The sequence below is a fragment of the Polyangiaceae bacterium genome, assembly GCA_020633235.1.
In the GTDB taxonomy this organism is placed as follows: domain Bacteria; phylum Myxococcota_A; class Polyangia; order Polyangiales; family Polyangiaceae; genus JACKEA01.
The window spans coordinates 794,124-814,342 of the sequence record JACKEA010000002.1; the positions used below are offsets into that span (position 1 = coordinate 794,124).

Here is a 20,219-nt window from a genome sequence, read left to right on the forward strand (position 1 = left end):
CCGCGTTTCGAAGGACGGAAAGGGCCGCGCCGGCATTCACCGACGGGCATCGCGCCGGACCAACGAAAGCTCAATCCCACTCTTTCTTGAGGGGCCGCGTCAGAACGTCCCGGACCGCGGTCCGGGGGTCCTTGCCTTCGTACAGCACGCGGTACACCTCCCCGGCAATGGGCAGCTCCACGCCCAAGCGCGCCGCGAGCTGGTGGGCGCTCTTGGCGGTCTTCACGCCCTCGGCCACGTGACCCAAGCTCGCGAGCACTTGGTCGAGGCTCTTGCCCTGGCCCATCTCGAAGCCCACGGTCCGGTTGCGGCTGAGCTCCCCGGTGCAGGTCAGCACCAGATCCCCCATCCCCGCGAGGCCCGCGAGGGTGAGCGGGTTGCCGCCCTTGGCGATGGCCAAGCGCGAGATCTCGGCGAGGCCTCGGGTGATGAGCGCGGCGCGGGTGTTGTGGCCGAAGCCCAGGCCGTCGCACGCGCCGGCGGCGATCGCGATCACGTTCTTGAGCGCGCCGCCCATCTCCACGCCCACCGGGTCGTCGCTCGAGTAAACCCGGAAGCGATCCGTCGCGAAGCGCTTCTGGACCTCGACCCCCAGCTCCTGATCGTCCCCGGCGACGACCACGTTGGTGGGCATGCCCAGCGCCACTTCCTTCGCGAAGCTCGGCCCCGACAGAAACAGCGAGCGCGCGCGCGCGTCGGAACCCAGCACGTCCTCGATCACCTCGCTCATGAGCATGAGCGAGTCGTTCTCGATGCCCTTGGTGGCGCTCACCAGCGGTACGCCGGCGGGCAGCTGGGGCTTGGCGCGCTCGAGCGTCTCGCGGAACGCGTCCGAGGGCACGACCAACAGCACGAGATCCGCTTCGGCCAGGGCGTCCGGTAGCTCCGAGCTGGCCCGAATGGCGTCGGGCAGGGGGAAGCCGGCGAAGAACTCTCGGTTCTCCCGGTCCCGCTCGATGGCGCGAGCGTGCTCCGGCTGCCAGGTCCACAGCACCACATTTTCCCCCTGTCCCGCCAAGAGCAGGGCCAGCGCGGTGCCCCAGGCCCCAGCTCCGATCACGGCGACATGGCTCATGGTTTCGAGACTTTGGCCATCGGCAGCAGGCTGTCAACGAGCGTCGTCGGCTGTATGCTGGGCCGCCATGCGCGCCCGCATCCCCCTCGCTCTCGCGCTCTGTCTCCTGGCGCTGTCGCTTTCCGGCTGTCCTTCCAAGGAGTCCCTCGGTTCGAACGCCATGGGCGTGCTGGGCCCCGGAGTGATCAACAACCCGAAGAACAAGTCGCTGCGCTTCGACATCTTGAAGTTCGGCCTGGACCGCTTCTGCTTCGAGATGACGCGTCGCGGTGCACCGCTCAAGCTGAGCGACGACCAGCCCGTGCTCGGTCGCTTCTTCGCGGACAGCTGCAACCAGACGATCCTGGACGACGACACGCGCAAGAGCTTGGTCGTGCAGTACAGCGGCAAGGGTTACGGCTGGACCAACCTCTCCGGTCGCATCGGCTTCACCGCCTCCGGGCTCATCGAGTACGCGCCGGACTTCCAGGTAGATGACGACGGCGCGATGTACATCTACTTCCGGCCGCGCAAGGTGAGCGCCAGCTCCTTCGCCACCACCCTGGTGGAGAGCTCCTTCGCCCGCGGCGGCATGGCGATGACCGGCATCAATCCCGACCAGCTCGGCCGGCAGATCGTCGACGGGCAGCTGCAGCGGGGCTTCACCGTGATCCGCTACAACGACAAGGGCGAGACGGATTTCGGCCTCGGTTACATCCCCAAGGGGCAGAAGCCCTTCAAGCCGTTCTACATCAAGAGCGAGCGCGTCACGCTGGCCAACGACCGCACGGAAGTGCACAGCGGCCAGCAAGATTTCATCGGCGGCTTCGAGGTCACCGAGAGCGGACAAGCGCTGTACATGACGATGTCCCTCGACGGCGCTCCCGCAGTGGACGTGTTCCTGGTCGCGAAGAACCTGGGCGATCAGATGATCGAACAGTACGTGAAGAACCCGGGGCCAGCGCTCTTGCCTGGGCCGCCGAATCTCGACGAGCAGCTCTCGGCCGGGCAGCCCTGGAAGCGTTACGTCGCCGTACCCAAGGGCCTCTACTATCTGGTGGTGGACCACAGCGACAAGGTCGGCCGCAGCGCGCCCCCGGCGCAGGTGGGCGATGATCGCGCGGCGAAAGTCGACTACGTCGTGCAGATCGACGATGCCCCCTGAGCTCACCTCGCAAGACGCAGGGCAAGCTCCCGGGGTTGCCCGGCCGGGTCCATCCAGGTAGAAGGCAAGCCGAACCTTGGCCGAACCGGCAGCTCCCCCCGCACAAAACCCCAGGCTGTACCGCAACGCGTTCTACGCGCTGTGGTTCGTGGTGGTCCCTGCTCTGCTCGCCATCGTCACCATCTGGGTGCTGAAGCCGGCGGATCCGGATCCCATGGCCCAAGGCCTGGCGAAGCTCCGCTTCTGGGTCTACGACCAGCCCGTTCCGGTGGGCATCGTGCTGTTCACGGTGTTCGAGATGGTGCTCTACCACTACCGCTACAACCTGCCCCTGGCAGGCAAGGTGGGTATCGGCGGTCGACCGGACTTGGCGCCGGAGCTCCGGCGCCAGTTCGAGCAAGCCGCGCACCTTCTGGACGAAGCCGAGCGCATCCGGCGCAAGAACGAAAAGTCGATCGAGCGCCACGTGCCCAGCAAGGCCCGGGAGTCCCTGGAGGACTCCCTCGAGTCCCTGCGGGACGCGATGCAGGCGGAGCCCTTCGACGAGCGCGAGTTCAAGGAGTCCCTGGAAGACGCCGCGGAGCAGGTGGATCGCCACCTGGGGCGCTGGCGCAAGGGCGAGCTCCGGGAGTACGTGGAGTCCATCGGCATTGCCGTGGGCGTGGCCCTGTTGCTGCGCGCCTTCGTGGTGGAGGCCTTCAAGATCCCGAGCGGCTCCATGCTGCCCACGCTGCAGATCCAGGATCACATCTTCGTGAACAAGTTCGTGTACGGGCCTCACATACCGTTCACGAACAAGCGACTGTGGAACAGCCTGCCGCCCAAGCACGGCGACGTGATCGTGTTCGAGTACCCGGATCCGAACCCCGCCAACGAGCGTCAGGACTTCATCAAGCGCGTGATTGCCTTGCCGGGGGACACGCTCACCGTGGAGGGCGGGCACCCGAGCATCAACGGCTGGCGCGTGCCCAACTGCGACGTGGGCAGCTACGAGTTCTTCGAGGGGGACGAGCAGATGGAAAAGCGTGGGGAGCTTTTCGTCGAGTACCTCGGGGACTACGCCTACCTCACGCTGTTCGAAGACGATCGCTTCGACGGCCGCCAGGGTCCGTACTTCGTCAAGCCCGGCGAAGTGTGGGTGTTGGGCGACAACCGCAACAACTCGAGCGATTCCCGCGCCTGGTTCGGCGGTCGCGGTGGCGGCGCACCCTTCGCCAACATCAAGGGCCGCGCCATGTTCGTGTGGATGAGCTTCGGCGTGAACGGCGGCATCACCTGGGATCGCATCTTCACCGACGTGATGGGCCGCCCGCGGCTGCCGAAGATCGCAGCGCAAGAGCTGAAGAACAACATCGACAAGTGTCTCGCCAAGCGCCCGCCCATCAGCGAGACCACGCCGCCCGCTCCCAAGAAGTAAGGCCTTCTTCGGCGTCTGCCTGGCCGACTCGTTCGGGTGCTCCACCAGTATGTCGGGGCGGCGCGAGCCCCCGCGGAACACTGGAAGGAGCTGAAGCGCGCGGCGCGCGGGTCAGCGCTTCTTCTGGCGCTCGAGCAGGAGCGCGCGGAGCGCCGCGGCGGCGGGGGACAGTAGCTCTCGCCCGCGATGCACCAGACGGAGCTCCCGCGGGATGGGCGTCTTGTCGCTCTTCACGACGACCAGGCGCTTGGCGTCCAGATCCGCCTGCACCGCGGCGCGGCTGAGCAGCGCGATGCCGATGCCGGCGCGCACGTGGCGCTTCACCGCGGCGATGCTCCCGAGCTCCATCACGATGTTGGCGTCCGGAAAGTGACGGTCCAGGTTCTGGCGCGTCGTCGTGTCCGTCGAGAACGTGATCATCGGCGCGTCCGGCGTGTGCACCTTGCGGGAGCCGACCAGCACGAACTCGTCGCGCATCCACAGCTCGCCCCCGGGGTCGCTCACCACGGCGAGGTCGAGCTCGCCGCGCTCCACGTCCGCGGCAGCGCGCCGCGCACTGAGCTCGCGCAGCACGATACGCACGTCGGGGTGCAGCTTGCGGAACCGCGCCAGCGGCTCGGGCAACAGGTACGTCGCTGCCGTCCCGCTCGCCCCGACGCGCACTTCGCCGGCGCTGAGCCCTTCGATCTCCGCGACCGCGCGCCGCGCGTCGCCCAGCGCCGCGAGCACCGCCTCCGCTCGTGGCACCAGCGCCATGCCCGCCGCCGTGGGCGTTGCGCCCGCGCGACCGCGGAACAGGAGCGGCGCGCCGAAGTACTCTTCGAGTCGTTTCAGTGATGCCGACAGGGCCGGCTGCGAAAGGTGCGCGTGACGCGCGGCCTCCGTGACCGTGCCGTGCTCCACCACGAGCAGGAAGTGGCGCAGCTCTTCGATCACCCGGACACCATCGGAATTGCTTATGGATATCAGAAAATCAATCGATTGGACGGATATGCCCTCGGGCCCCAGGCTGAGGCCATGGAGCAGCTGGTCATCGTCGTGGCGTTGGGGGTGGTCGCGGGGGTGGTGACCACGATGGCGGGCATGGGCGGTGGGCTGATGCTGCTGCTCTCCCTCAGTGTGCTGTGGGGACCGTCCAAGGCGTTGGCCGTCACCGCGCCCGCGCTGCTCTTGGGCAACCTGCACCGGTTGCACATGTATCGCGCGTCCGTCGATCGCCGGCGCGCCCTCGCCTTCGCCCTCGGCGCGCTGCCCGGCGCCCTGCTGGGCGGCCTGTCCGTCGCGTGGATCCCACCCACGGCGGTCCAAGTCCTGATGGTCGCCATCACGTTGCTCGCGGTGGCCCGGGCCACCCTGCGCTTGCGCTTCACGGTGCCCGTCACTGCCCTCGCACCCGCAGGTCTCGTGGTCGGCGCCCTCACCGGCGCCGCGGGGGGCGCCGGGCTCCTCGTCGCGCCGCTCTTGCTCGCCTCGGGACTGGAAGGCATTCCCTACGTCGCCACCATCGCCGCCTCCGCCGTGGTGATGCACACGGGCCGCATCCTCGGCTACGCCGGCGCGGGGCTCTTCGATCGCCACGTGCTCGCCCTCTCGGCCCTGGGCGCCGTCGCCATCCTGGGCGGCAACCTCGTCGGCAAGCGCCTCCGCCGCCTGTCGGAGCGCCTGCCAAAGGGCGCCCTCGAGTACGGCGTCCTGGTGCTGGCCGTCACGCTCTCCGTGGCCGGCGTGAGCCACTGACGCCCAGGGCACGCGCGGACACCCACACTTTCGAGTGTTCCGCAGCGGCTCGCGACGAAGTCGGGGCCCTGAGGGATCGTCGAACTTGGTGCGCCTGTCCCCACGTTTCGCTGACTGGGACGTGAAAAGAGGCGGCCGCGCTGAGGACCGTCGAGCTCCGCCGTCGAGCACGGATTGACTCGGTGCTTGGCATCGACATGGAAGAAGTCGAGAGGTCGTCGCTGTTCAGCTGCGCGACCTTCGCCAGCGCACCGGCAATTGGAGCTTAGACCCACTGTTCACCTGGGTTGACCACCATCGGTGCCACTCCGGCGAGAGCGACGGACAGGTGCCGCCGCCGCTGCTCCGTCGTGCCCTGGCGCTGCTCGTTCCGCGGTAAGCGCGATGCGCGCGGGCTGATTCCGCGCCGAACGAAGGGCGTGGGCTTTGCCGGGGTGGACCCGCGGAATTGATGGGGTCTGGGGTGCACGGAAATCGGTTTACATAGCAACTGATCTAGGCGCGTCCGAAGCCCCTGATCGTTGCATTCGACAGGGTTCGGCAGGCTCGAGAAGGGCAGAAGGGGGACGCGTGGGGGTCTTTGGCGCAGGAAAATCAGTTTACATAGCAACCGATTGGGGCGCGACCGATCCCCCCTGATCGGCGAGCTCGAGCTGGGCCGGAGAGAGAGCCTGAAAGCAAAACTCGAGCACGCCCAGGATCTGATGAGCCACGTGAGCCGGGAGCTGGAGGTCGTGGTCGAAGCTACCGGCATCGGTGGTGGGATGGATCCTCCAATGGTCGGATCTATTGCAGAGGCCACAATTTGAACGCGGCCAAGAAGACCTTCGGCCGCGAGTACGTCGAAGACAAGATTCGCCTTCGTCAGCGAAGGCGTTCAGACACCGAGGACGCTGCGGATGCCGACGCGCGGGAGAAGCAAGACAAGCTCCTGTTGGCCCTCACGAGCCAAGGGTTCAAAAGGGCCGAAGCCAAGAAGGCGACGAAGAAGCTCGCAGGCGAAGCCCGCAGCCTCTCGCTAGAAGAGCTACTTCGGCGTGCCCTGGCGTTGCTCGTTCCGCAATGGGCGGGATGCGCGCGCGGGCTGATTCCGCGCCGGGCCAGAAAACCCGGGGCCCAGGCGAGAGGCACGTCCCTCCACCCCGTCATCGTAATCAGGCACCCACGAATGTGTGAGGAGCGCCCAAAGCCATGAACGTGGCACACTCGGAGACATGCGGTTTCTCACGCTCCTGGGCATGACGGCCCTGCTTGGCGCCACGGCCTGCTCCAGCGACGACTCCGATAGCGGCAGCGCGAGCACGGACCACGCGACGTTTTCCGACGGCGCCCGCGCGCAGGTGGGCAGCGACGGCAGCGTGAGCCTCTCCGTGGACGGGCGCACGGTACTTTCGCTGACCGGCGGCGTGCGGCTGGCGCGCTATGAAGAGACGTCCACGTCCCTCTTGGGCATGTGGAGCTTCGTGCGCGACGCGGAGGAGACCGTGCTCGTGAATCACTTCGACGGCGGCACCAAGAGCGGCGACAGCTTCGTCGCCAAGCTGTCCGGAGACGGCGGCGCCAAGGCAACCGTCACCATCTCCCCGCTCAGGGCGGGGGCGAGCCTCGTGCGCATCGAAGCGAGCGGCTACGAGGGAGTCAGGTCCATCGCGCTGCCCTTCGCCTGCGACGCCGAGGCGAGCTTCTACGGCTTCGGAGAGCAGTACAATGGCATCGACCAGCGCGGCGAGGCGTTGTCGCTGTTCGTGAGCGAGCAGGGCATCGGTCGGGACGGGCCGGAAGATCTGGCGACCATCGCGGGCAACGCCCACACCACGTACTACCCGATGCCGTACTTCCTCGACGCGCGCGGCTTCGGGGCGCTCCTGCGCACGGGGGCGCGAGTGCTCGCGGACGTGTGCAAGACCGACGAGAGCGTCGCCTGGCTGGAGGCGGAGAGCGCGGCGCCGCTGGAGCTGGTGGTGCTGCACGGTCCCACGCCGCTGGACGTGATCCGCGAGCTGGGGGACGAGACGGGTCGGCCGGCGCCGCTGCCGGACTGGGCGTTTTCACCCTGGATCGCCGTGCAGGGCGGCAAGGACGCGGTGCTGGCGGAGGCCGACGCGCTTGCCGCCGCCCAGGTGCCCGTGGGCGCCCTGTGGGTGCAGGACTGGACCGGGGCGCGCACCAACGCCGGCGGCGGCTACGGCGTGCAGTACCGCTGGGTGGCGGACGAGACGCTGTATCCCGATCTCGCCGGCATGATTGACGACCTCCACGGTCGCGGGCTCAAGTTCCTGGGTTACGCGAATCCCTTCGTGATGCCCAAGCTCGATCACTTCGCCGCGATGGACTCCCAAGGGCTCTTGATCCAGGACGACAGCGGCGCGACGTACTTGCACGCCTCCCCCGCGGGCGACGCTTCACATCCGGATCTCACGAAGCCCGAAGCCCGCGCCTACGTGAAGAGCTACCTCGCGAAGATGGTGAACGACCTCGGCATGGACGGCTGGATGGCCGACTTCGGCGAGTGGGTGCCAATAGACACCGTGCCGAGCGACGGCAGCGACGCGATGGCCGCCCACCAGCGCTATCCCATCGAGTGGCATCGCCTGAGTCGCGAGGTGATGGAAGAACAACGGCCGGGCGGAGATTTCGCCTTCATCACGCGCTCCGGTTGGACCGGAGACACCGGCGCCACGCAGATCACCTGGGCCGGCGATCAAGAGTGCACCTGGAGCACGACGGACGGCCTGCCCACCGTGGTGCCCGCGTTGTTGAACCTCGGCCTCGCCGCCCAGCCCTACGTGAGCCACGACGTCGCCGGCTTCAGCGGCGGCCCCAGCAGCAAGGAGCTGTTTTTGCGCTGGGCCGAGCTCGGCGCCTTCACGCCCATTTTCCGCACCCACGAGGGCAACATGCGGGACCAGAACTGGGCCTGGGACAAGGACGCCGAGACCACCGCCCACTTCGCCCGCATGGCGCGCATCCACCAAGCGCTGGCGCCGGACTTCAAGGCCCTGGCCGCCGACGCCCAGACGTCGAGCGCGCCCATCCTGCGCGCGCTGATGCTCGTGTTTCCCGACGACCCCGGGAGCCGCGGCGTCAGCGACGAGCTCATGATCGGCGACGCGCTCCTGGTCGCGCCGGTGCTGACCGAAGGCGCCACCAGCCGCAGCGTGTACCTGCCGCCAGGTACCTGGTTCGACGTGTGGACCGGTCAGAGCGTGGACGGAGGCCAGACGCTGAACGCGGACGCGCCCATCGGCAAGCCACCCGTGTACTCCTTCGGCGAAGATCGCTCGGACCTACGCGCGATTCAGTGAGCGAAGCGCGCCGCCGACAGGAACCCGATGGGCAGCTCCGTGCGACCGTCGAGCGCGAGATCCGCCAGCGCCTCACCGATCACCGGCGCCATCTTGAAGCCGTGACCGGATAGCCCCGCGGCGAACGCCACGTTGTCGTCGCGGTCGACTACGAAGTGCTCGTCCGGAGTCATGGTGTACATGCACACCGCGTGGCGCAGCACCACGGGCTCCACCTTGGGCAGGTGCGCTCGACACAGCGCCTTGATCTCGTCCACGTCCGCCGCTTCCAGGTTTCTCTGGGGTCGGTCCGCCGCGCAAACTCGCGTCCCGCCCGTATGGAGCGCCACTTTCACCACCCCGGGCTCCAGGGCCGGAAATCCGTAGAAGAAGCGCCCGGAATCCTCGAACCCGAACACCGGCGTGCCGTCCGCGGGCGAGTAGGCCCGGGGCTCGGCGCGGAGCCACAGCAGCACCTTGCGTCGCACCTCGAGGGGCAGCTCGGGCAAGAAGCGCTCGCTCCACGGCCCGGCGCACACCACCAGGCGCGCCGCGCTCACGCGTCCCCGCTCGGTCGAAAGCCACACGCCGCTCTCGTCCTGGCCGAACTCGTCCACGCGGCAGTCGGTCCACAGCCGCGCGCCGTGCTCTCGGGCGATCCGCGCGTGAGCGCGCACGCATTCCTCCACCAGCAGATAACCCGCGTCGTGCTCGAGCACCGCCGTCTCGTCGGGGCTCGCCGAAAATCCCGGATAGCGCTCGGCCAGCTCCGCCGCAGGGAAGGACGACAGCTCCATGCCGTACAATTTCGCGACGCGCTCGACGGCGGGAACGACGACGCCGTCGCGGGGACCGACCAACAGCACGCCGGTGCGCTCGAAGAGCTTCGTCTCGGTCTGTGCTTCGAGCTCGTCCCAAAGCTCGTACGCGCGGGTCAAGAGCGGCACGTAGTCCGGATGCTCGAAGTACGCCCGGCGGATCACCCGCGTCTCCCCGTGGGAGCTGCCGAGCGCGTGCGCGATCCCGTGCTGCTCGATGCCCAGCACCTTCGCTCCTCGCCGCGCGAGGTGATGGGCCGCCGCGCTGCCCATCCCGCCGAGCCCCAACACCACGACGTCCGCCCTCTCGGCACCCATGCAAGCCGCGTAACACGGGTGTAACAGCGAAAAAATCGACCTTCCGGCGATCGGCACGGCGCCGCCGGAAAGCGTCCTTCGCACCCGGTGTCACAGCGGTGTTGCGCCCGAAGGCGGGGGAAGAGTGCGGAGCGAAGGCCTCGTACGACTGAGTGAGAGCGCGTCGCACACCGCGCTCTTTCACGGAGGATGAATCATGCGCTTTCACTTTTCGTCTGTACTTCTTTCACTCTGTCTCTTGGCCCCCCTCACCGCTTCGGCCCAGGAGGCTTCCACCACGCCGCTGTTCACGCCGACCCCGGCCGGCAGCGACGGCACGCCTCGGGATCGCGGCACCTCGAGCGACACGGGAAGCGGTTTTCATCCGGTCGCGCTCACGCTGAATCCGCTGTCGCTCCTGCTCGGCCGCATCGGCGCCAACGTGGAGTACCTGCCGGCCAAGCATCACGCCATCATGCTGAACCCGTACATGTCGTCCGTCTCGGTGGAGACGACCAACGTGAAGACGTCGTTCTCTTCTTACGGCGCCGAGCTCGGCTACCACTTCTACACCGGCAGCAAGGGCGCCAACGGCTTCTACGTCGGCCCCTCCCTCATGGCGATGCGCACCACGTCCAAGGCGGAGTGCACCGGGCCCTGCACCGGCAGCGCTGACGTGGACTTCCTGACCTATGGCGCCGCCCTCGACTTCGGCGGGCAGTACGTGTCCGACGGTGGCTTCACCATCGGCGGCGGTGGCGGGGCCATGTATCTGCGCTCCACGGCCAGCCCGGACGGCTCCAACACCGTGAAATTCGAGGGCTTCGTCCCACGCATCCTGTTCACCGTCGGCTACTCCATCTGACCCCTCCTCCCCACAGGGAAGGCGCCGAACGCGGGATTTCGGCGCCTTCCGGGGTGTCTGGGCGAACGGGCAAAAGTCTTGTAGGGTCCGGCCTCGAGTAGGAGGAGTGGCAATGCGAAAGCTCGACAGGTGGACTACGGCAGGCGCAGCGGTGTTGATCGTGGGCGCCCTTCTCGCGTGTAAGAAGAAGGAAGAGGAGCCCGAGCCCGTTGCCTCCGCCACGGCCGCCCCGGAGCCGGTCAAGGAAGAGCCCAAGGAAGCCGAGGCTCCCAAGGACGAGCTCAAGCGTTACGGCGACAAGGAGATCAACGAGAGCGGCACGGTGAAGGTCACCGTGTTCAACACCAAGGTGTACAAGGAAGCGGACGAGAGCACGTCGTTCGTGGCTACCTTGAGCCCCGGCACGTTGGTCAACCGCAAGGCGCGCTACGGCAACACCTGGATGCTCGTGGACTATCCCTCCGGCGTGGGTGAGCTGTCCCCGGGCTGGGTGCTCGCGAAGAACCTCTCCAGCTACATCGAGAAGGTGAAGCCGGAAGAGGTCGCCAAGCAAGATGCGGCAGCGCCCGCTGCCACGACCACGGCCTCGGCCACGGCCTCGGCCTCGGCATCCGCCGCGCCGTCGGCCTCGGTGGCTCCGTCGGCCACGGCTTCGGCCTCGGCGGCGCCCTCGGCCACCACGGCCCCGTCGGCGACAGCCACGGCGACCGCCACCAGCACCGCGGGTCGGCTGAAGCTGCCCTTCAAGCTGCCCCAGAAGAAGTAACCGGGGTCACCCCCGCACATCGCCATCGCCGCGCTGCGTCAGCGCGGCGATGGTCGTTTTGTGCTCCCCCTCGACTGGGCTCGACCTCGCCGGGTCACGGTCGTAGAAGAGCGCCATGCCTGAGCTCATGCGCGCGCTGGTGTACGACCGCGAGAAGGACCCTTGGGAAGAGTCTCGCGGCCTGCGGATGGAAGAGGTTCCCAAGATCACACTGGACGAGCGCACGGACTATCACGATCGCTCCCGAGTGCTGGTGAAGCCGCGTTACGTCGGCTTCTGCGGCTCGGATCGCGGCATCTGGTTCCGCAAAGCGTTCAAGGACATGATCTTGGGCTCGCTGGACAACGAGTCCAAGGCGCTGCGTGAGCCGAAGAACCAGCGGGTGATCGGCCACGAGCTGTTCGGCGAGGTCGTCGCCGTGGGCAGCGACGCCAAGCGCAGCTACGGCCTCGAGGTCGGCGACTTCGTCGCGGCGGAGAGTCACATCTACTGCGGCGTCTGCTACCAGTGCCGCGTGGGCGACGCCCACGTGTGCGCCGACGACCTGATCATCGGCATCAGCTACGACGGCGCCTTCGGCGACTACGTGAAGCTGCCGGCGCAGGTGATCTGGCGCACGGACACCTCCAAGATCCGCCCCGAGGTGGCTGCCATCCAGGAGCCCTTCGGCAACGCCGTGCACGCCTGCACCAAGGTGAACCTGCGCGGCAAGCGCGTCGCTATCGTGGGCTGCGGCACCATTGGCCTGTTCGCCGTGGCCATCGCCCGCGCCCTGGGCGCCAGCATGATCATCGGCGTGGAGCCGGTGGCGGTGCACGCGGACATGGCGCGTCGCCTGGGCGCCGACGCGGTGCTGACCCCCGGAGACAGCCCCGACGGCTACTCCCACGACCCGGATCTCGCGGCGCACATCGAGAAGCTCACGGACGGCGTGGGCGTGGACGTGGTGCTCGAGATGAGCGGCCTCAATTCCAGCGTCAACAACGCCATCCACTGCGTGCGCCGCGGCGGGGACGTGATCCTGTTCGGCCTCAAGAGCGGCGATGCCATCATCGAGAGCTTCGACCGCGTGATCGTGGACGGCATCGCGATGCACAGCGTGATCGGCCGGCGCATTCCGGAAACCTGGCACATCACTCGGCACCTGCTCGAGAGCCGAGACCCGAACATCCACGACCTCATCTGGGAAGTGATCCTGAACCGCGGGGACGGCCCCATCGTGGAGTTCGACAAGTACGACAAGAACGCCTTCGAGGAGCGCATCCAGACGTTCCCCAAGGTCGTACTGAAGTTCTGACGGGAGGACGCGATGTATCAGCGAGCACGGGAGATCTACCAGCGAGAGCTGTCCGGCATCCGCGAAGCGGGGCTGTACAAGGACGAGCGGGTGATCACGACGCCCCAGGGCGCCAGCATCCGCTCCGCCGGCAAGGAGGTGCTGAACTTCTGCGCCAACAACTACCTGGGCCTCTCGTCTCACCCGGCCGTGATCGAAGGCGCCAAGCAGGCTCTGGACAGCCACGGCTTCGGGCTCTCCTCCGTGCGGTTCATCTGCGGCACCCAAGACCTGCACAAGTCGCTGGAGGCGCGCATCTCCAAGTTCTTCGGCACGGACGACGCGATCCTCTATTCGTCCTGCTTCGACGCGAACGGCGGCCTGTTCGAGGTGATGCTGGGGGCGGAGGACGCCATCATCAGCGACGCCCTGAATCATGCGTCCATCATCGACGGCATCCGGCTGTGCAAGGCGGAGCGCCACCGCTACGCCAACGGAGACATGGCAGAGCTCGAGGCCGCACTGAAGAAGACCCAAGACAAGCGCCTGCGCCTGGTCGCCACGGACGGCGTGTTCAGCATGGACGGCTACCTGGCCAAGCTGGATCGGATCTGCGACCTGGCGGACCGCTACGACGCCATGGTGATGGTGGACGACTCCCACGCCACCGGCTTCATCGGCCCTACGGGCCGCGGCACGCCGGAGCACCACGGCGTGCTGAGCCGCATCGACGTGCTGACCAGCACCCTGGGCAAGGCGCTGGGCGGCGCCAGCGGCGGCTTCACCACGGGGCGCAAGGAAATCGTCGAGCTGCTCCGCCAGCGCTCACGGCCGTACCTGTTCTCGAACACGCTGGCCCCCGCCGTGGCCGGCGCCAGCCTGGCCGTGTTCGACCTCTTGGATCAGAGTGGCGAGCTGCGCGAGCGCGTGATGGGCAACGCCAAGAGGTTCCGCGCCGGCATGACAAAATCAGGATTCGCCATCAAAGACGGCATCCACCCGATCGTCCCGGTCATGATCGGAGACGCCAAGCTGGCTCAAGACATGGCCGCACGCCTCTTGGGCGAAGGCATCTACGTGATCGGCTTCTCGTACCCGGTGGTGCCCAAGGGCGAAGCGCGGATTCGCGTTCAGCTCTCCGCCCAGCACACGCCGGAGCAGGTGGACCGCGCCATCGACGCGTTCACCCGCGTCGGCCGGGAAATGGGCGTGCTTTAGGCTTCCGGCGGAAGCTCGCACTCCACGGGGGGCGCGAGCGGTGTGGTCGAAAGTGCGTACACCCCGCTGGCGTGGCGGCTCCGCTCGCTGACGGGCTCTTCCTCGCGCTCCGCTTCGAGAAGCCCCGAGATGAGGATTCCGAAGGTGTCGACCGTGACATCCTTGTCGCGCATGCTCGAGACTGATTACGCCCCGATTGAACGCGACCTTCCCGCCAAAGCCCTCAGGGGGAGCGCTCGGGAATGGGAGTTCTCAGGTCGATGCCGTTTTCCTCGGCAAAACGCTTGTTCCGGCGGTTCAGCACCAGGGTCCAGATGAAGAGGGCGAGCCAGCCGAAGAAGATGGAAGCGCCCACGCCCCGCACCAGGTTCCAGGGCAGCTGGTAGACCTTGGCGAAGTACTGGAAGCCGTAGTCCAGCACCAGCTTCCCGAAGCAGATGCCGGCACCAAGGTTGTTCACCCTGAGGGCCGTCGTCTTGTAGCGCTCGAAGACGTCTACGGGCACCCTGGGGAACTGCTCCGCTTCCCGGCGCCGCGCTTCCAGCCGCCGGATGCTGAACAGGATTGCGAAGATGACGATCAGGACGTCGACGACCATCAGAAGGATCCTAGGTAGCGAGGGGGCAGACCGACGCGGGTATCGACCGCCACGGCCTGAGGAACGTCCAGCTCACCGCTCGGGAGGCGCTGGAAGCGCTGGACCACGCCGCGATCCGCGTCCGCCACGAAGCACAGCCCGCACTCGGGTTGGCACAACACGTCCCCCAGGGTGAAGGGCTCTTCCCGGGAGCGGAGCAGCTCCTGCACCGTGCCCTGGGCCGGTGCGAAGGAGAGCAGCCGGTCCGGGCGCCCCGACCAGGTCCCGAGGGTGGTGGTGAGGAGCACATCCTCCGACGCCCAGCTCAGCGACATGCCCAAGGGGGCGTCGCCCAGCTCGGCAGCCGGCAGGGTCTGGGAGAGCGTTCCCGTGGCGACGTCCACCAGGGCGATGCCGGAGGTCTTGGGGTCGGGGTTCGACCCGTGGGCGAAGTCGCCGGAGCACGTGATCGCCAGGTGTGCGGCGTCCGGCGAGAGCGACAGTCCGGTGCAACCTTCCAGTCCGCCGAGCATCACCACGCTCTCGAGGCCGTCCGACGCGCTGTCCAGGATCGCGATGCGCGACGGCGCCGAGTCCCAGTACAGGGAGTAGCTCTCGAGCAGCACGAATACCTTCTCCCCCACCCGCACGGCTCGGCTCGGCCGCGCGAAGAACGTCGCATCCTCCATGGCGGAAGAGAGGTCGATGCGCCCAGTGATCTCGGGCACGGAGGGGTCGATCACGAGGACGTCGTCGCCAGCGTCGAAGGGCTCCTGGCCGGGATCTCCGTTGGGCTCGTAGCGGGTGACGTAGGCCTTGTGCTCGCCGAGGGGTACGTAGTCCTTCACGTTGGCGCCGAAGCCGGTGGCGACGGAAAGCTGGCGCGTGACGTGGGCGTCCTTCACTCGCACCCAGGTGATGACGGACGCGGGGTAGCGATCCAAGAGCACGATCTCGTCGCCGCTCGCCGCCGCGGTGGGCACCGCCACGTCCGCCCCGAGGGGCACCGACAGCTTGGCGTCCGAGGTGGCGGACGAGACGAACGACGACGACAGCACCGTGCCGTCGAAGCCGAGCAGCGAGACGTTGGTCGAGGCGTACTCGGTGTTGACCACCACCAGACCGCGGCCGCAGGGCCCCGCCGCCACGTCCGTTCCGCCGGTGGAGTCCGGGGGCGCGGGCGCGTTGCAGCCGCCGAGGGCGACGACAGCGAGCGCGATGCAGAGCCGAGGGGCCATGGGGGCCGAGAGCCAAGCACGGCGCGCCGGGTCCTTCAACCAAGGCCGTTTCGGTGCCACGCTGGGCGAACATGACGCGCCTCGTCTCCTGGGGGGAGCTCTTGTGGGACTTGTTCCCGGACGGCCCGCGGCTGGGTGGCGGTGCCGCCAACGTCGCCTATCACGCCGCGGTGCTCGGGGCCGAGGCCGCGCTGGTGAGCCGCGTGGGGAACGACGAGCTGGGCCGGCGTGCCGTAGCGGAGCTTTCTGCGAAGGGCGTGGACGTCAGCGCGGTGCAAGTCGATGCAGCCGCGCCGACGGGCAGCGTGCGCGTGGAGCTCGAAGACGGCGAGCCGCACTTCACGCTGGCGCAAGGCGCCGCGTGGGATCGCATTCGAGCTCCGGAAGCGTCGTTCCTGCAGAGCGCAGACGTGATCTGCTTCGGCACCCTGGCGCAGCGCACGCCGTTGGCGTCGGGAGAGCTATCACGCGCCCTCGGCGGTGCGACGCTCTTGCGCGTGTGCGACCTGAACGTGCGCCCGCCGCACACCACCCGCGAAGCGATCGACGCCGCCATCCGGCAGGCGGACGCCATCAAGCTGAACGAAGGCGAAGCCGCCGTGCTGAGGGAGATGTACGCCGTGACGGACGCCGTGGAGCTCCTGCTCCGGAGCGCGCACACCGTGGCGCTCACCCGCGGCGCTCGCGGCTCCACGCTCTACACCCACGCGCAGGAAGTGAGCCGCGACGGCCTGGCCATCCCGCACGATGCAGGAGACCGCGTAGGTGCGGGGGACGCCTACACCGCCGTACTCGCCTTGGGCCTGGCGCGAAGACTTCCGCTCGAAGAGCTGGCGGAGCGCGCCAACCGCTACGCCGCCTGGGTGGCGTCGATGCCCGGCGCCATGCCACCGCCACCGTCCTTTCTCGGAGACGTCATCATAAAGTAACATTGGAGGGTGAAGCCTTTACTGCCGGCCGTCGCCCTTGCCCTTCTCCTTTCCGCCTGCAGCTCCACGGAAGAGACAAGAAACCCTCTGTCTCCCGCGGTGCTGCTGACGAACGAGCAAACCCTCACTCCGGTGCTCGCGCCGATGAGCCCTGCGGATGCGCGGAGCCCATCGGATCCCGCCGAGCGCGACGCGATGCTGGCCGAGGGCTTTGGCGATCTCGTCACCGGCCCCGGCGAGGGCTACGTCACGCGCACGCCGGACGGCAGCGATCCCCCCGCGCCCGGCGCGGCTCCCAAGCGCTTGGTGCGCTTCGTCCACATGCCCGACTTGCAGCTCGCCGACGACGAGTCCCCTACGCGCCTCGCGGCCTTCGACACCGCGGGGCTGACGGCCGGCGCATTCCGCCCACAAGATGCCTTCGAGTGCCGCATCCTCAACGCGGCGGTGCGCACGGTGAACGCCGTGAGCAAGAAGGATCCCTTCGACTTCCTGCTCCTCGGCGGCGACAACGCCGACAGCTCTCAGCAGAACGAGGTGGATTGGGTGATGGCCATCCTCGATGGCGCCTCCAAGGTGGAGTGCGACTCCGGCGCCGACGACGATCCAGTGCCGGGCCCGAACAACGACGGCAAGGATCCGTTCACCGCCCCCGGGCTCACGGTGCCTTGGTACTGGGTGACGGGGAACCACGACATCTTGGTGCAGGGCAACCTGCCGGTGACCGCCGAGAAAGACACCGAGGCCCTGGGCGACAACTCCGTGGGCGGCACTCGCGATTGGTCCCAGCCCGGCGGACCGATCTTCAAGGGCCCGGTGGTACCGGATCCCAATCGCCACCTGCTCGACCGCAAAGCGCTCATGAGCCGCATCGCCGCTGACGGCGACGGCCACGGCGTGGGCTCCGCGCAAATGGCGTCGGGCAAGGCCATCTACACCTTCGACGTGCCGGACACGCCGCTCCGCTTCCTGGTGCTGGACACCGCCGCGGAGAGCGGCGGCTCCGAAGGCCTGATCCGCCAGGGCGACATCGACACGGTGATCAAGCCGCTGCTCGACCAGGCCAAGACCGACGGCAAGATCGTGAGCCTCGCCTCCCACCACGCCGTCACCTCCCTGGGAGACGGCCACGGCCTGGGCGGCAGCGTGCAGGCCGACGCCGTGACGCCGGACGCCTGGCTCGACTTCATCGGCGGCTACGACAACGTGCTCTTGAGCTTCGTGGGCCACAGCCACGAGAACCGCGTCCGCGTCATCGGCCCCCAGAGCGGCGGGCACTCGTGGTGGGAGGTGATGACCAGCGCGCTGGCGGACTTCCCGAACCAGCTCCGCGTGATCGAGATCTGGGACGAGGACAACGGCTGGCTCCGCGTGCACGCCACCAACCTCGACTGGAACGACATGGGCGACAAGGTCGCGCGAGAAGGCCGCAAGCTCGGCGTGCTCGACTACGTCTCCGGCTGGATCCCGGGCGAAGCGCCGGGCACACCGGAAGATCGCAACGTCGATCTCTGGATCCAGAAGCCCTGATTTTGTTGGTCCGGCGCGAACCCCGTCCCGCGCCGGACGTCCCTAGGACGAAGTCTGACGCATGTCCGAAAAGCGGACATCAAACGGGGGTGCGGCGAGTGAGCGGCCTCGAATGTCCGCTTTTCGGACGCGGCCGGCGTTGGCGGAAGCGCACAGGGATCGAACCTGCCGGGGCCTGGCTTTCACCAGGCCCCCATCGGTTTTGAAGACCGAGGGCCGCACCAGCGTACCGAGCGCTTCCGCACGAGCGGATAGCGCGGATCCTGTGGCGAACCAAGGGGCGCGACGGGATTCGCGCCGCTCCGACATACAAACGAAGAAGGCCGGGCGTGTGTCTGAACCCGGGGTCGACAGGACGTTGAGGGCTCAGGAATCGCCGCGGGACAGTAGGTACAGCGCGCCGAGCAGCAGGAATGCGACGCCTGCGATGCGGCGCAGCCAAAGCGGGGACACGACGCGGGTAAGGGCGTCGCCCGCGAGCACGGCGATGGCGGAGGTGGCCGTGAGGGCCAGGGCGGAGCCGACGAACACGGCGAGGCGGGATTTGCTGCCGGCGGCCAGGGTCAGCGTGGCGAGCTGCGTCTTGTCACCGAGCTCGGCGAGGAAGACGGCGGCAAAGGTGGACGCGAGTAGCTTGAGATCCATGGCGCGGGAGCATAGCTCCGGCTCAGCTCGCTTGCGCCAGTTGTTGCGGGCCCGAGAGGCGCCGGAGGGCGTCGTGGGCGCCGATGGCTTCGAGGGTTTCGTAGAGACCGAAGCGCGGCGCGCGCAGGAAGCCGTTCCAGGCGGAGGCGGCCAGGGTGCCGTCCTTCAGCCAGTCTTTGAGGCGCTCCGGCAGGTAGTGCGGGTTGCGCTGCTTGAGGCCGGCGCCCTGTTCCCGCGCCCAGCGGCGGTTGTACCGCTCGTGGGTGCCCACGGCGGGGGAGAAGATGAGCGGCAGGCCGAGGCCCGCGAAGAACGTCATCTCGCTGGGCTTGGTCCACAAGATGTCGGTGCGCGCGAGCAGCTCGTTGAAGCGGCGCAGGTACTCTTCGAACGTTGGCTCGAGCAGGATGCGGATGGCGCCACCGAGGTGACGTTCGAGACCGGCCTCTTCGACGGCGCTCTGCAAGCTGGCCTGCACCTCGGGCCGCACACCGGCCACGAGGGCGACCTCGAGGCGGCCGTCGGCGATCAGGCCGCGGAGGCCGGGCAGCGCGAAGCGCGGCAGATCCGCCTGGGCGCCGGCACCGCCCACGGCAAAGGTGAGCAGCACTGGGCCGTCGTCCCGTATGGGCATGGCGCCCAAGAAGTGCGGGATGGTGTGGCGCAGCTCGTTGCGGAACACGCCGGTGGGATCGAGACGCACGAGGCGCGTCGCGAGATTTCGCTTGGCCACGTGCATGTCGGGCCCGCCCACCAGCTCGTGCGGCAACGGGAAACCGGTGACACGCACGCGCTCCTCCGGCACGCCGTAGGCGCGGAGTCGGCGACGGGTGTGCTGCGTGGGCACCAGATAGGTGATGCGGGTGTTGACGGGATCGATGGGCGCCCACACGCGGTTGATGTCGCTGTCCGTCACGATGCAGTAGATGCGATCGTAGCCACGGCGATCCGCCGCGATGGCCGGCATGTAGAAGGTGGTCACCAGGATGGCGTCGTCGGCGCTCAGATCTTCCACCAGCGCCTTGCCCAAGCCGGAACGGATCATCCTTTCCAAGATCTGGACGCCGGCATTGGGGCTCGACTGATCCCGCTCGCCGTACAGATCGCGGATGTCCGTGATGGAGTCGAGCAAGCCGCGCATCGGCGCGCCGAGCAGCGGCCAGCGTGATGCGCGGGAGATGGCTTCGTAGTAGCGCCGCACGTAGTCCCACTGCTGTTGGTCTCGGGTCGACGCCAGGGGCGGCCGATCCGCGTGCAGGACCTCGCTGCCGAGGGCGTCCGCCAGGGCGTGGGCCGGACGCAGATGGCCGTAGCCCATGTCGATGGCCACGACGCGATGGGTGTCGCTTGCGGGGTGCATCTTGGCCGTATGGCAAGGCGGCGTGGCGAGCAGGTGACGGACG

19 protein-coding genes and 1 tRNA gene are annotated in these 20,219 nt (G+C 68.0%); 11 read left to right on the plus strand and 9 right to left on the minus strand.

Going from position 1 to position 20,219, the window contains the following annotated elements:
* Positions 1-70 precede the first annotated feature (70 nt).
* Positions 71-1,075 (minus strand): NAD(P)-dependent glycerol-3-phosphate dehydrogenase, encoded by a 1,005-nt coding sequence (locus H6717_13990; GenBank protein MCB9578131.1) that lies wholly within the window; start codon positions 1,073-1,075, stop codon positions 71-73.
* Positions 1,076-1,142: 67 nt separating this feature from the next.
* Between H6717_13990 and H6717_13995 the strand changes: the two genes are divergently transcribed.
* Together H6717_13995 and lepB are read left to right on the plus strand one after the other, a co-directional pair.
* The gene (locus H6717_13995) at positions 1,143-2,219 is read left to right on the plus strand and encodes a hypothetical protein (GenBank protein MCB9578132.1); all 1,077 of its coding nucleotides are present in this window, start codon (positions 1,143-1,145) and stop codon (positions 2,217-2,219) included.
* Positions 2,220-2,295: 76 nt separating this feature from the next.
* Positions 2,296-3,636 (plus strand): signal peptidase I, encoded by a 1,341-nt coding sequence (gene lepB, locus H6717_14000; protein ID MCB9578133.1) that lies wholly within the window; start codon positions 2,296-2,298, stop codon positions 3,634-3,636.
* 111 nt (positions 3,637-3,747) lie between these two features.
* On the opposite strand, the gene H6717_14005 is transcribed toward lepB, so the two are convergent.
* Positions 3,748-4,572 carry a LysR family transcriptional regulator gene (locus H6717_14005; GenBank protein MCB9578134.1) on the minus strand — a complete coding sequence of 275 codons (825 nt, stop codon included), beginning with the start codon at positions 4,570-4,572 and terminating at the stop codon, positions 3,748-3,750.
* Positions 4,573-4,653: 81 nt separating this feature from the next.
* Between H6717_14005 and H6717_14010 the strand changes: the two genes are divergently transcribed.
* The 3 genes from H6717_14010 (at position 4,654) to H6717_14020 (ending at position 8,678) form a co-directional block, all read left to right on the plus strand.
* The gene (locus H6717_14010) at positions 4,654-5,373 is read left to right on the plus strand and encodes a TSUP family transporter (protein MCB9578135.1); all 720 of its coding nucleotides are present in this window, start codon (positions 4,654-4,656) and stop codon (positions 5,371-5,373) included.
* A gap of 805 nt (positions 5,374-6,178) precedes the next feature.
* Positions 6,179-6,568: a hypothetical protein gene (locus tag H6717_14015; GenBank protein MCB9578136.1), complete on the plus strand. Its 390-nt coding sequence runs from the start codon at positions 6,179-6,181 to the stop codon at positions 6,566-6,568.
* Positions 6,569-6,587: 19 nt separating this feature from the next.
* A complete protein-coding gene (locus H6717_14020; protein ID MCB9578137.1) occupies positions 6,588-8,678 on the plus strand; it encodes a hypothetical protein in 2,091 nt (696 codons plus the stop codon).
* Here H6717_14020 and solA read toward each other — a convergent pair.
* Positions 8,672-9,793, minus strand: coding sequence for an N-methyl-L-tryptophan oxidase (gene solA / locus H6717_14025; GenBank protein ID MCB9578138.1), 1,122 nt, complete (start codon positions 9,791-9,793; stop codon positions 8,672-8,674). The two genes, H6717_14020 and solA, sit on opposite strands and share 7 nt — an antisense overlap.
* Positions 9,794-10,031: 238 nt before the next feature.
* On the opposite strand from solA, the gene H6717_14030 reads away from it, so the two are divergent.
* From H6717_14030 to kbl, 4 genes are all read left to right on the plus strand, one after another.
* A complete protein-coding gene (locus H6717_14030) occupies positions 10,032-10,637 on the plus strand; it encodes a hypothetical protein (protein ID MCB9578139.1) in 606 nt (201 codons plus the stop codon).
* Between the two features lie 112 nt (positions 10,638-10,749).
* The gene (locus tag H6717_14035) at positions 10,750-11,403 is read left to right on the plus strand and encodes a hypothetical protein (GenBank protein ID MCB9578140.1); all 654 of its coding nucleotides are present in this window, start codon (positions 10,750-10,752) and stop codon (positions 11,401-11,403) included.
* 115 nt (positions 11,404-11,518) lie between these two features.
* Positions 11,519-12,700, plus strand: a complete 1,182-nt coding sequence (locus tag H6717_14040) for a zinc-binding dehydrogenase (GenBank protein ID MCB9578141.1) — start codon at positions 11,519-11,521, stop codon at positions 12,698-12,700.
* 12 nt (positions 12,701-12,712) lie between these two features.
* A complete protein-coding gene (gene kbl / locus H6717_14045; protein MCB9578142.1) occupies positions 12,713-13,897 on the plus strand; it encodes a glycine C-acetyltransferase in 1,185 nt (394 codons plus the stop codon).
* Here kbl and H6717_14050 read toward each other — a convergent pair.
* From H6717_14050 to H6717_14060, 3 genes are read right to left on the minus strand one after another with little or no spacing between them, the layout of a single operon-like run.
* On the minus strand, positions 13,894-14,070 hold the full coding sequence (locus tag H6717_14050; protein ID MCB9578143.1) for a hypothetical protein: 177 nt from the start codon (positions 14,068-14,070) through the stop codon (positions 13,894-13,896). The two genes, kbl and H6717_14050, sit on opposite strands and share 4 nt — an antisense overlap.
* Before the next feature lie 50 nt (positions 14,071-14,120).
* Positions 14,121-14,495, minus strand: coding sequence for a hypothetical protein (locus H6717_14055; protein ID MCB9578144.1), 375 nt, complete (start codon positions 14,493-14,495; stop codon positions 14,121-14,123).
* On the minus strand, positions 14,495-15,712 hold the full coding sequence (locus tag H6717_14060) for a hypothetical protein (protein MCB9578145.1): 1,218 nt from the start codon (positions 15,710-15,712) through the stop codon (positions 14,495-14,497). Before H6717_14060 ends, H6717_14055 begins: the two co-directional genes overlap by 1 nt.
* Positions 15,713-15,783: 71 nt before the next feature.
* Between H6717_14060 and H6717_14065 the strand changes: the two genes are divergently transcribed.
* The gene (locus tag H6717_14065; GenBank protein MCB9578146.1) at positions 15,784-16,641 is read left to right on the plus strand and encodes a carbohydrate kinase; all 858 of its coding nucleotides are present in this window, start codon (positions 15,784-15,786) and stop codon (positions 16,639-16,641) included.
* Positions 16,642-16,650: 9 nt separating this feature from the next.
* Positions 16,651-18,171 (plus strand): metallophosphoesterase, encoded by a 1,521-nt coding sequence (locus tag H6717_14070; protein ID MCB9578147.1) that lies wholly within the window; start codon positions 16,651-16,653, stop codon positions 18,169-18,171.
* A gap of 140 nt (positions 18,172-18,311) precedes the next feature.
* Here the strand turns inward: H6717_14070 and H6717_14075 are convergent.
* The 3 genes from H6717_14075 to H6717_14085 form a co-directional block, all read right to left on the minus strand.
* Positions 18,312-18,412 (minus strand) — tRNA-Sec (locus H6717_14075).
* Between the two features lie 125 nt (positions 18,413-18,537).
* Positions 18,538-18,816 (minus strand): TMEM165/GDT1 family protein, encoded by a 279-nt coding sequence (locus H6717_14080; GenBank protein ID MCB9578148.1) that lies wholly within the window; start codon positions 18,814-18,816, stop codon positions 18,538-18,540.
* Between the two features lie 22 nt (positions 18,817-18,838).
* Positions 18,839-20,176 carry a hypothetical protein gene (locus tag H6717_14085; protein MCB9578149.1) on the minus strand — a complete coding sequence of 446 codons (1,338 nt, stop codon included), beginning with the start codon at positions 20,174-20,176 and terminating at the stop codon, positions 18,839-18,841.
* Positions 20,177-20,219 lie beyond the last annotated feature (43 nt).

What these genes read in the sequence shown, in the direction of transcription:
- H6717_14065 (MCB9578146.1), top strand. Translation starts at nt 15,784, where the DNA reads ATGACGCGCCTCGTCTCCTGGGGGGAGCTCTTGTGGGACTTGTTCCCG.
- H6717_14040 (MCB9578141.1), top strand. Translation starts at nt 11,519, where the DNA reads ATGCCTGAGCTCATGCGCGCGCTGGTGTACGACCGCGAGAAGGACCCT.
- H6717_14020 (MCB9578137.1), top strand. Translation starts at nt 6,588, where the DNA reads ATGCGGTTTCTCACGCTCCTGGGCATGACGGCCCTGCTTGGCGCCACG.
- H6717_14080 (MCB9578148.1), bottom strand. Translation starts at nt 18,816, where the DNA reads ATGGATCTCAAGCTACTCGCGTCCACCTTTGCCGCCGTCTTCCTCGCC.
- H6717_14055 (MCB9578144.1), bottom strand. Translation starts at nt 14,495, where the DNA reads ATGGTCGTCGACGTCCTGATCGTCATCTTCGCAATCCTGTTCAGCATC.
- H6717_14060 (MCB9578145.1), bottom strand. Translation starts at nt 15,712, where the DNA reads ATGGCCCCTCGGCTCTGCATCGCGCTCGCTGTCGTCGCCCTCGGCGGC.
- solA (MCB9578138.1), bottom strand. Translation starts at nt 9,793, where the DNA reads ATGGGTGCCGAGAGGGCGGACGTCGTGGTGTTGGGGCTCGGCGGGATG.
- H6717_13990 (MCB9578131.1), bottom strand. Translation starts at nt 1,075, where the DNA reads ATGAGCCATGTCGCCGTGATCGGAGCTGGGGCCTGGGGCACCGCGCTG.
- H6717_14010 (MCB9578135.1), top strand. Translation starts at nt 4,654, where the DNA reads ATGGAGCAGCTGGTCATCGTCGTGGCGTTGGGGGTGGTCGCGGGGGTG.
- H6717_14035 (MCB9578140.1), top strand. Translation starts at nt 10,750, where the DNA reads ATGCGAAAGCTCGACAGGTGGACTACGGCAGGCGCAGCGGTGTTGATC.
- H6717_13995 (MCB9578132.1), top strand. Translation starts at nt 1,143, where the DNA reads ATGCGCGCCCGCATCCCCCTCGCTCTCGCGCTCTGTCTCCTGGCGCTG.
- H6717_14050 (MCB9578143.1), bottom strand. Translation starts at nt 14,070, where the DNA reads ATGCGCGACAAGGATGTCACGGTCGACACCTTCGGAATCCTCATCTCG.
- H6717_14085 (MCB9578149.1), bottom strand. Translation starts at nt 20,176, where the DNA reads ATGCACCCCGCAAGCGACACCCATCGCGTCGTGGCCATCGACATGGGC.
- kbl (MCB9578142.1), top strand. Translation starts at nt 12,713, where the DNA reads ATGTATCAGCGAGCACGGGAGATCTACCAGCGAGAGCTGTCCGGCATC.